Source organism: Allobosea sp. BH3 (assembly GCF_025499465.1).
Lineage (GTDB): Bacteria > Pseudomonadota > Alphaproteobacteria > Rhizobiales > Beijerinckiaceae > Allobosea.
In genome coordinates this window covers 423,779-433,403 of sequence record NZ_JAIMCA010000004.1, presented here as the reverse complement: position 1 = coordinate 433,403, position 9,625 = coordinate 423,779, and the positions used below count along the sequence as shown (strand labels likewise).

Annotated in this window: 10 protein-coding genes; 7 read left to right on the top strand and 3 right to left on the bottom strand. The window is 68.1% G+C overall.

Annotated elements, in window-relative coordinates; genetic code table 11:
- The first annotated feature begins 115 nt into the window (after positions 1-115).
- A complete protein-coding gene (hemN, locus tag BoBH3_RS14935; protein WP_262331604.1) occupies positions 116-1,459 on the top strand; it encodes an oxygen-independent coproporphyrinogen III oxidase in 1,344 nt (447 codons plus the stop codon).
- An 8-nt stretch (positions 1,460-1,467) separates the two neighbouring features.
- Here the strand turns inward: hemN and BoBH3_RS14930 are convergent, their stop codons facing one another.
- Genes BoBH3_RS14930 through BoBH3_RS14920 form a run of 3 tightly spaced genes read right to left on the bottom strand, consistent with a single transcriptional unit; the run spans position 1,468 to position 4,675 of the window.
- Positions 1,468-2,577 carry an NnrS family protein gene (locus BoBH3_RS14930; protein WP_262331603.1) on the bottom strand — a complete coding sequence of 370 codons (1,110 nt, stop codon included), beginning with the start codon at positions 2,575-2,577 and terminating at the stop codon, positions 1,468-1,470.
- Entirely contained in the window at positions 2,574-3,161 is a 588-nt protein-coding gene (locus BoBH3_RS14925; RefSeq protein WP_262331602.1) for a UbiX family flavin prenyltransferase, read from the bottom strand. The genes BoBH3_RS14930 and BoBH3_RS14925 overlap by 4 nt, the downstream gene beginning before the upstream one ends.
- Positions 3,158-4,675, bottom strand: a complete 1,518-nt coding sequence (locus BoBH3_RS14920; protein WP_262331601.1) for a UbiD family decarboxylase — start codon at positions 4,673-4,675, stop codon at positions 3,158-3,160. Before BoBH3_RS14920 ends, BoBH3_RS14925 begins: the two co-directional genes overlap by 4 nt.
- 162 nt (positions 4,676-4,837) lie before the next feature.
- Here BoBH3_RS14920 and ubiT point away from each other — a divergent pair, with 162 nt between their 5' ends.
- The 6 genes from ubiT to BoBH3_RS14890 all read left to right on the top strand — a co-directional run bounded on the left by ubiT (position 4,838) and on the right by BoBH3_RS14890 (position 9,470).
- Entirely contained in the window at positions 4,838-5,335 is a 498-nt protein-coding gene (gene ubiT, locus BoBH3_RS14915; protein ID WP_262331600.1) for a ubiquinone anaerobic biosynthesis accessory factor UbiT, read from the top strand.
- Positions 5,326-6,303 carry a ubiquinone anaerobic biosynthesis protein UbiU gene (ubiU, locus tag BoBH3_RS14910; RefSeq protein ID WP_262331599.1) on the top strand — a complete coding sequence of 326 codons (978 nt, stop codon included), beginning with the start codon at positions 5,326-5,328 and terminating at the stop codon, positions 6,301-6,303. Before ubiT ends, ubiU begins: the two co-directional genes overlap by 10 nt.
- A 25-nt stretch (positions 6,304-6,328) precedes the next feature.
- A complete protein-coding gene (gene ubiV / locus BoBH3_RS14905; RefSeq protein ID WP_262331598.1) occupies positions 6,329-7,288 on the top strand; it encodes a ubiquinone anaerobic biosynthesis protein UbiV in 960 nt (319 codons plus the stop codon).
- Entirely contained in the window at positions 7,272-7,643 is a 372-nt protein-coding gene (locus BoBH3_RS14900) for a hypothetical protein (RefSeq protein ID WP_262331597.1), read from the top strand. The genes ubiV and BoBH3_RS14900 overlap by 17 nt, the downstream gene beginning before the upstream one ends.
- A 114-nt stretch (positions 7,644-7,757) precedes the next feature.
- Entirely contained in the window at positions 7,758-8,204 is a 447-nt protein-coding gene (locus BoBH3_RS14895; protein ID WP_262331596.1) for a pseudoazurin, read from the top strand.
- A 60-nt stretch (positions 8,205-8,264) separates the two neighbouring features.
- The gene (locus tag BoBH3_RS14890; RefSeq protein ID WP_262331595.1) at positions 8,265-9,470 is read left to right on the top strand and encodes an NnrS family protein; all 1,206 of its coding nucleotides are present in this window, start codon (positions 8,265-8,267) and stop codon (positions 9,468-9,470) included.
- Positions 9,471-9,625: the final 155 nt, after the last annotated feature.

The following is a 9,625-nucleotide window of genomic DNA, read 5'->3' as shown; positions in this document are numbered from 1 at the left end:
ACTGCGATCCGTGGCCCGCCTGCCGAGACACGGCGCTTCTTTGCAACATGTCAAAGAAGGCGATCGCTCGGCGGACTAAACAGGGGCTCCCTGAACGGTCGATCGGAGCCGCGCCATGCAGGCGACGCCATATCGAGACGCGCGGCTTCCGCGCTACACCAGCTATCCCACAGCTCCGCATTTCCACGCCGGGGTGGGCCCGGACATCTATTCCGGCTGGCTCGGAGCGCTTGCGGCGGGGACGGCCACTTCGCTCTACCTGCATGTGCCGTTCTGCCGCTCGATGTGCTGGTACTGCGGCTGCCACACCACGGTGGCGCTGCGCGACGGCCCGATCATCGACTATCTCGCGGCGCTTCGCGGAGAGATCGCGCTCGTGGCCGGGCAGCTCTCCGCGCCTGTCGACGTGCGGCACATCCATTTCGGCGGCGGCACTCCGACGATCCTGGAGCCGGCGGATTTCGTCGCGCTCGTCGCGCTTTTGCGGCAGCATTTCACGGTTCATCCCGACGCCGAGATCGCGGTCGAGATCGATCCGCGCCGCCTCGCGCCCGCCATGACGTCAGCCCTGGCCGCAGCCGGCGTCAACCGGGCGAGCCTCGGCGTGCAGAGCTTCGATCCGGACGTGCAGAAGGCCATCAACCGCATCCAGAGCATGGAGCAGACCGCTGCCGTCGTCGCGGGGCTGCGGGGAGCGGGCATCGGTTCGGTGAGTTTCGATCTGATCTACGGCCTGCCGAAGCAGACCGTCCAATCCTGCATCGACACCGTCGAGCTATGTCTCGCGATGCGGCCCGACCGGTTCTCGATCTTCGGCTATGCTCATGTGCCGGAATTCAAGAAGCACCAGCGCCGGATCGTGACAGCCGAGCTGCCGGACGGCGAAGAGCGGCACGCGCAGGCGGAGGCGATGGCGCGCCGTCTCGTCGCGGCCGGCTATGTCTGCATCGGGCTCGATCACTTCGCCCGGCCGGAAGACCCGATGGCCAGGGCGCTGTCGCAGGGCCGGCTGCACCGCAATTTCCAAGGCTACACCACCGATCCGTGCGAGGCGCTGATCGGCTTCGGAGCGTCGGCGATCGGGCGCCTGCCACAGGGCTATGTGCAGAACGAGGTCGTGATCGGGCGTTATGCCGAGCGGATTTCGGACGGCGCGCTGCCGACCGTGAAGGGCTATCGCATGACGCCGGAAGACAGGCTGCGCGCGGAGCTGATCGAGCGCGTCATGTGCGACCTCACGGTCGATATCGATGCCGTCTGCGCCAAGCATCCCGTCGATGCCGGCGTGCTCGTTCCGTCGCGCTATGCGCTGGCTCAGCTCGCGCAGGAGGGCGTGGTCAACTTCGACGGCAGCCGGGTGCTGCTGCCCGGGGATGCGCGCCTGCTCGTCCGCAAGGTCGCCTCGACCTTCGACGCGCATCTCGACAACGCGCCACGGCAATATAGCCGAGCTGTCTGAGCCGTGTCTCAGGACAGGCCGAGCGGGCGCCGGTAGGCTGCGAGAAAGAGCAGGAAGGCGGCACTCCAGCACAGGGCCGCGTAGCCTGGGTGCAGCGGCGCGCTGATTTCCGAAAGCAGCCGCAACGGTGCAGCGGCCGCGCTCGCGGCCAGCATCGCCTGTGATCCGACGGGGCTGGAAAAGGCCTGCCGCGACTGCCGCCGGACCATGCTGGCCATGACGGCGAGGCACATCGCGCCGACAGCGCCCGCCGCCCAGGCATGAAACACTGCATTGCCGCTGACGCCGAGGCCGGCTGCGCGCAAAGCGTTCAGCCCCAGGCCCAGCGGAATCCAGGCATAGGCGAGGTGAATGGCGACGAGGCCTGCGTAACGGGCGACGCGCCAGGGTTGCCAGGCGAGCAAGCGGATGGCTTGGAGAGCGGCTGCTGCCAGGCTGACAGGAGCTTGTCCTGCAGCATCGCAGGTCCAGAGGCCGAGAGCGGCCGCGAGCGACAAGGCGGCGACGACCTCGAAAGCGCGAGGCAGCCGCGGGCCGCATTCCTGCCCGTGCAGAGCAAGATAGGCGGCCGTCAGTGCCGGCGCGACGCGGCCCGCTATCACCGCTACGAGCCCGATTTCGGCCGCCAGGGCGAGCCGCAGGCGCAAGCCGACGGCCACGGCGTCGAGCGCGGTCTCCGATGCCGCGGCTCCAGCCAAGGCTACCATGAGAAGCACGATCTTGATTTCCCGCAGGGCACCGGCCGCGATCACGCGCATGGCCGCGACTCCCGCGACGCCCAGCACGAAGCCGGCCGTCATCGGGCCCGTGAACGCCGGATAGCAAAACGGCATCGCCTGGCCCGCCAGCCAGAACGTTGCGAAGCTCAGCAGAAGGGGGCGCGACACAGGCGCCGAGCGGGTCCAGCGCGGCAATGCGGTGAGCAGGAAGCCGGCCATGACCGCCGGCATCATGCCGAACACCAGCATTTCGCTGTGCCAGGCCGCCGCTGTCATGCCGGGCGGCGAGAGGCCGACGAGCCAGGGCGCAACTCCCGTCACGGCAGCGAACGCGGCAAGGACGAAGCAGATGCGGAAGGGCCGGTGTGAGCAGGCGGAGCAGTCGCCGCCGGCCGTCACGCCTCACCGCCTTGCCATTCGTTGATCGGCAAGGCTGCGGTCCGGAGGTCGAGGTCGAGCAGTCCGATGGCGCGCCGCGCGATCTGGTCGATCAGCTCCGCGATCGTATCGGGCATCAGATAGAAGGGCGGCACAGGCGGCGCGACGATGGCGCCGTATTCTGTAACTTGGGCCATGGCGCGGAGATGGCCGAGATGCAGGGGGCTTTCGCGCACCAGCAGGACGAGCCTGCGCCGTTCCTTGAGATGGACGTCGGCAGCTCGCGCCAGGAGATTGTCGAGCTGGCCGTAGGCGATCGCGGACAGGCTGCGGATCGAGCAGGGGGCGACGATCATCCCCGCCGTGCGGAAGGAGCCGCTGGCGATGGCGGCTCCGATGTCCGAAGGCTCATGGTAGCGGGTGGCGAGTTGCCGGGCTCGCGCGGGCGCCGCCCTGTCGACCTCAGTGGCCAGTGTCCGTTCGGCGGCTGGCGAGATCACCAGATGAGTCTCGACCCTGCCCGTTTCGGCCAGCAGTTCGAGCACGCGCAGGCCGATCGCCGCGCCGGAGGCGCCGCTGATCCCGACGACGACGCGAGGGCTCATCGTGCCGCTCCGGCCGGCTGCAGCCCGAGCGATGGCCAGAGCGCATCGATGCGGGCGATGATTTCGGGCGTCATGGCCATAGGCCGACCCCATTCCCGCTCGGTCTCGGGCGGCAGCTTGTTGGTGGCGTCGATGCCGAGCTTGCCGCCCAGGCCAGGCTTCGGCGAGGCGAAGTCGAGATAGTCGATCGGCGTGTCGGAGAGGGTGACGAGATCGCGGCTGGCGTCGCTGCGCGTCGCGACCGCCCACATCACCTGCGCCCAGTCGCGCGGGTCGATGTCGCGGTCCACGATGATGACGAGCTTGGTGTAGCTGAACTGAGGCAGCAGCGACCACAAGCCGAGCATCAGCCGCCGCGCCTGCCCCGGATAGCGCTTGTCGATGGCGACGACCGCGATCCTGTAGGAGCAGGCCTCGGGGGGCAGCCAGATATCGACCACCTCGGGAAACTGGCGCTGGAGCAGGGGGAGGAACAGGACATTCAGCGCCTCGCCGATGCGCGAGGGCTCGTCCGGCGCCCGCCCGGTGAAGGTCGAGAGATAGAGCGGCGCGCGCCGCATCGTCACCGCCGTAACGCGCATCACGGGGAAGGGCTCGACCGCATTGTAGTAGCCGGTATGGTCTCCGAACGGGCCTTCCGGCGCCGTCTCGTCCGGCGAGACCAGGCCCTCGATGACGATCTCCGCCTCCGCCGGCACGGCAAGCGGAACGCTGACACAGGGAATGAGCGCCGGCCGCTCGCCGCGCAGCAGGCCGGAGAAGCGCAGCTCCGCGACGGTTTCAGGCAGCGGAAGCACGGCCGACAGGATCGTGGCAGGGTCGGCGCCGATCACGACCGCGACCGGCATGTCGCGGCCGAGCCGGCGCCATTGCGCATGGTGGCGGGCGCCCCCGCGGTGAGCCAGCCAGCGCAGGATGGCACGATCCCGGCCGAGCACCTGCATGCGATAGACGCCGAGATTACCCTCATCCTCGGGCGAGGGTTCGGGCGGCGCCGTCAGCACCAGCGGCCAGGTGATCAGCGGCGCGGCTTCGCCCGGCCAGCAGAGCTGGGCCGGCAGTGCCGTCAGGTCGATCGCATCGCCCCGGAATATCCTTTCCTGGACCGGTGCGCGCCTGATCTCGCGCGGCCTCATCGATAGGGCGGCGCGTGCCAGCGGCAATGACCTCCACGCTTCGGCGAGCCCGCGCGGGGGCCGCGGTTCGCGCAGCTCGGCGAGCGTTCGGCCGAAGGCGAGCAGGTTTTCGCGCTCGATCCCGAGACCCCAGGCGACGCGCTCGACCGTGCCGAACAGATTGGTCAGCAGCGGCATGGACGAAGCTGTGCCGTCCGCAAGAAGGGGGCGCTCGAAGAGCAGGGCCGGCCCTTCGTCGACAATGACGCGGCGATGAATCTCGGTGATCTCGTGGATCACGCTGACCGGCTCGGCGATGCGCCGCAACTGACCGGCGGCATCGAGGTGCGCGAGAAAAGCATTGAGATCGCGGAAACGCGGCAGGGTGCGGATCGACAAGGCAAGGGCTCCGGTTGCCGGACCATGCGCCGTTCATTCGCAGCCGACTTTGAGCCAGAGCAACGAAGGTTTCGGATTTCGGTCCAGATTGGGGTCCGGAGGTGATTGATGTCGGATTCAGAGATGACCGGGAGATCGGCGATTCCACCGGTGCTGCCGCCGGTGCTGGCGCGCGCCGTCGCGCCGTTGCCGCTTGGCCCGCTGCAACCGGTCCTGGCGCTGATGCTTCATCGCATCAGCCGGATGTATCCCGATCTCTACAGCCGCCTCGGCGAGCATGCGGACAAGCGCTTCGGCATCGATCCGACCGACCTGCCGTTCGCCTTCGTCCTCGAGCCGAGGTTGCGCCAACCCCGGGTGCGCGCCGTGCGGACCTTGCCGGCCGGTCTCGACGCCAGCATCCGCGGCCCGCTTTCGGGGCTCGTGGGCATGGCGGAGGGCACGCTCGACGGCGATGCGCTGTTCTTTTCGCGGATTCTCTGGGTGGAGGGCGATGTCGCGGCGGCGCTCGCCCTGCGCAATGCGATCGACGATGCGCGGATCGATTTCGGAGCCGTGATGTTCGGTCATTTCGGCCCGCTGGGCCGAAGGCTGGGCGATGCGTTGCGCAGGCAACTGCAAGCGCGACGCACCGTTTCCGGAGCCGAGACATGGAGCTGATCTGCCCGGCCGGCACGCCGGCCAGCCTCGAAGCGGCGGTCGAAGCGGGAGCCGATGCGGTCTATTGTGGCTTCCGCGACGAGACCAACGCCCGGAATTTCCCTGGCCTCAATTTCTCGCGCGAGGAACTGCGCAAGGGGATCGCTTTCGCCCATCGGCGCGGCGTCAGGGTTCTGGTCGCGATCAACACCTTCGCGCGCGCCGGGGCGTTCGGGCTCTGGCAGGCGGCGATCGACGATGCAGTGGCTGCCGGCGCGGACGCGCTGATCCTCGCCGATCTCGCGACGCTCGACTATGCGCATCGCCGGCATCCCGGCCAGAGGCTCCACGTCTCGGTCCAGGCCGGCGCCGCCAATCCCGACGCGATCCGCTTCTATGCCGAGAATTTCGGCGCGCGCCGTGTCGTGCTGCCGCGTGTGCTGAACGTGATGGAGATCGCGTCGATCGTGCGCGAGACCTCCTGCGAGACGGAGGTGTTCGTCTTCGGAGGCCTGTGCGTGATGGAGGAGGGGCGATGCTCGCTCTCCTCCTACGCCACCGGCCAGTCGCCGAACATGAACGGCGTCTGTTCGCCCGCGAGCCATGTCGCCTATTCCGAGCGCGACGGGCGGATCGACTCCCGGCTCGGCGGCTTCACCATCAACAGCTTCGGCAAGGACGAGCCGGCCGGTTATCCGACCCTGTGCAAGGGGCGTTTCGCTACGCCCAAGGGCTCCGGTTACATCTTCGAAGAGCCTGTCAGCCTCGACGCGGCCGTGATGCTGCCGGCATTGCGCGATGCCGGCGTGACCGCCTTCAAGATCGAGGGCAGGCAGCGCGGGCGCGCCTATATCGCGGGCGTGGTGCGCTCCTTCCGCAAGATCCTCGCGGCGATCGACGAAGGCCGCAGCCCTCCGGCAGCGAGTCTGATGGCCATGGCCGAAGGGCAGGCCGGCACGGTCGGCGCCTATCGCAAGGGCTGGCGCTAGCAGCCGGCCCGCAAAGGAACACGCGATGCAGCTTACCCTCGGTCCCGTCCTCTATCACTGGTCGCCGGAGCGCTGGCGCGACTTCTACTACCGCGTGGCCGACGAGGCGCAGGTCGATGCCGTGGTCGTCGGTGAGGCCGTCTGTTCCAAGCGTGCGCCCTTCAAGCAGGACCATATCCCCGCCGTGGTCGAGCGACTGGAGGCTGCGGGAAAACATGTGCTGCATTCCAGCCTGATCCTGATCTCGCTGCCGCGCGAACGCCGCCAGACCCGCGAGCTGATGCAGAGCGATGAGGCCGAGGTCGAAATCAACGACCTGAGCTGTTTGGCCGGGCTGGCACCGAAGCCATTCGCAGTCGGCCCTTTCGTCAACGTCTACAACGAGGTGGCCGCCGGGTTTCTCGCCGAGCGCGGCGCGACGCGCATCTGTTTGCCCCCGGAACTGCCGCTGACTGCGGTCGCGGCCATCTCTGCCGCGGTGCCGCAGCTCGCGACCGAAGTCTTCGCCTTCGGCAGGGTGCCGCTCGCGATCTCGGCGCGCTGCTACCATGCGCGCGCCCACAAGCTGACCAAGGACAATTGCCGCTTCGTTTGCGAGCAGGACCCGGACGGCATGCCCGTCAAGACACTCGACGGCGCCGGATTTCTCTCCGTCAACGGGGTGCAGACCCTCTCAGATAGCTGCGCCAGCCTGCTGCGTGACGTTCCCGCGTTGCGCCAGGCCGGTGTGGCGTCGCTTCGTCTCTCGCCGCAGGGCTGCGACATGGTCGCGGTCGCGCGATTGTTCCGCGATGTCGTCGACGAGCGGATCGATCCGGAAGAAGCCGAGAGGCGGCTGGGCGAAATCTATCCGAACGTGCCGTTCTCCAACGGCTTCCTGCACGGGGCGCCCGGCCACGTTCGGACGGGAGCGGGTGGCGCGACCCCGGGCGATCGCCTCGTCTCGCAAGCGCGCGGAGGGAGCCTTCATGAGAACCGGGCATGACGGAAATCCCGAGCACAGGTTCGACCCCGACGTGGCGACGACCTCGGCGAGCCAGTTGATCGGCCGCTTGCAGCGGGTGCTGCGTCCCGAGGACCTCGATTGCGCTTGTCGCGAGAGGCTGAATGGCGCTCTCGCCCGCTTCGACGAGCAGGAGCGTCGACGTGAGACGCGCCGTCGGCTGGCCTCAGCGCGCGAGCACAAGGAGCGCATCGCGTCGATCCTGCATTTCCTGTCGGAACTCGATGCGCTCACCGAAGCGGAAAGCGATCGCACGGTTTTCGAGGAGTTCGCTCTCCTGTTCGTCGAGATCGCGCACAGCGCGGACGCGGCGGTTGCGGCCTTGCGCGGCCTTTGATCCCGCCGATCCCGCCTTCTCTTTGCGTTATCGCAAATTGCGACCGGCTCTCTCCCGCTAGTGTTGCGGTGCAGCGAGAAACCGATGAGTTCGCTGCGGTGATGGAGAAGTCAGATGTTCAGGACTGTTCTAACCGGCGCGCTGATGGCGCTGGCGATCGCGGGCGCGAATGCCGCCGAGGTCGAAGTCAAGATGCTCAACAAGGGCGCCGCCGGCGCCATGGTGTTCGAGCCCGCGCTCGTGAAGATCGCGCCGGGCGACACCGTGAAGTTCGTTCCCACCGACAAGAGCCATAACGCCGAGAGCATTGCCGAAATGATGCCGGCCGGCGCCGAGCCCTTCCTGGGCAAGATGAACGAGCAGGTCGACGTCACCTTCAAGGAGGCTGGTGTCTATGGCATCAAGTGCAAGCCGCATTACGGCATGGGCATGGTCGCGCTGATCGTGGTCGGCGAGCCGACCAACCTCGATGCCGCCGCAGCCGCCAAGCACCCCGGCAAGGCCAAGCAGGTCTTCGCCGATCTGGTCGCCAAGGCCAATCAGGTCGCCAAGGCACCGTAGCTCGAAACCCGGCGATCGGGCGCGGCCGGATCTTTCCCGGCCGCGGGAAGGAGGGAGCCCATGGCACCCATACCGCGACTGCGGGCCTATGACGGGCCCGCTTTTCTGTCTTACGGCTTTCGGCCGTTCTTCCTTCTGGCGGCGCTGCAGGCCGGCTTGACGATGCTGGTCTGGCTGCCTTTCGTCACCGGCCATCTCGCCGTTCCGACGGCGTTCGCGCCGGTCGACTGGCACGTTCACGAAATGCTGTTCGGCTATCAGGCGGCCGCGATCGCCGGCTTCCTGCTGACAGCGATCCCGAACTGGACCGGTCGCTTGCCCGTCCAGGGCAAGCCGCTTCTGGTCCTCGTGCTGGCGTGGCTCGCCGGGCGCGTCGCCGTCTCGGCCTCGGCCCTGATCGGCTGGCGCCTGGCCATGGCGATCGACGCGCTGTTCCTCCTGCTGCTCGCTGCGGCGGCCGCGCGCGAGATCGTCGCGGGGCGCAACTGGCGCAACCTCAAGGTCGTCGTGCTGATCGTGCTTCTGCTGGCGGCGAACCTCGCCTTCCATCTCGAAGCGGGGCTGACCGGGGGGGCCGATCTCGCCCGCCGTTTCGCGATTGCCGTCGTCCTGATGCTGGTCATGCTGATTGCCGGGCGGATCGTGCCGAGCTTCACGCGCAACTGGCTGGCGCAGCGCGGCGAGGGGCGGATGCCGGTTCCCTTCGGCGCCTATGACAAGGCCGTTCTCGCCGGCAGCGCCGTCGCGCTTCTGGGCTGGGTCGCCATGCCGGAAGCCGCCGCGCCCGGCGTCGCGCTGATGCTCGCTGCGGGGTTCCATCTGTTCAGGCTCGCGCGCTGGGCCGGCGATCGGACCTGGCGCAATCCGCTGCTTGTCATCCTGCATGTCGGCTATCTCTTCGTGCCGGTCGGATTCGCGCTGGCGGCCGCGGCGAGCCTCGGCTTCATCGCGCCCGCTGCCGGCACCCATGCCTGGACGGCCGGGGCCTTCGCCACCATGACGCTCGCCGTGATGTCGCGCGCCAGCCTCGGACACACCGGCCGTGCACTCACCGCCACGACCGCGACCCAGCTTTGCTATGGGCTCGTCGTTATCGGCGCCGTGGCGCGAATCTGCTCGGCGACCGGCCATGGGCCGGTGGCACTGTTGCATGTCGCGGGGCTCGGCTGGTCTCTGGCCTTCCTCGTCTTCGCGGCGGCCTACTGGCAAGTCCTGACCGGCGTGCGCGCCGCTCCGAAAGCGCCTTCCGCCGCTCAGCGAGCCTGACCAGAGCCGGATCCGATCAGGTTGAATCAGCCTGATCGATCGGTGAATCCGCTGCGTGCTCTCGAGCATCGGTCCGAAATGTGGAGCGCGGCTTTCGGACAAAACCGATGCAGGATCAAAGAACTGGGTCATCGGACCGAATGCGAGGTTCGGTC

Coding starts and splice junctions, on each gene's coding strand:
- hemN (WP_262331604.1), top strand. CDS start 116: ATGCAGGCGACGCCATATCGAGACGCGCGGCTTCCGCGCTACACCAGC.
- BoBH3_RS14925 (WP_262331602.1), bottom strand. CDS start 3,161: ATGAGCCCTCGCGTCGTCGTCGGGATCAGCGGCGCCTCCGGCGCGGCG.
- ubiU (WP_262331599.1), top strand. CDS start 5,326: ATGGAGCTGATCTGCCCGGCCGGCACGCCGGCCAGCCTCGAAGCGGCG.
- ubiV (WP_262331598.1), top strand. CDS start 6,329: ATGCAGCTTACCCTCGGTCCCGTCCTCTATCACTGGTCGCCGGAGCGC.
- BoBH3_RS14900 (WP_262331597.1), top strand. CDS start 7,272: ATGAGAACCGGGCATGACGGAAATCCCGAGCACAGGTTCGACCCCGAC.
- BoBH3_RS14895 (WP_262331596.1), top strand. CDS start 7,758: ATGTTCAGGACTGTTCTAACCGGCGCGCTGATGGCGCTGGCGATCGCG.
- BoBH3_RS14890 (WP_262331595.1), top strand. CDS start 8,265: ATGGCACCCATACCGCGACTGCGGGCCTATGACGGGCCCGCTTTTCTG.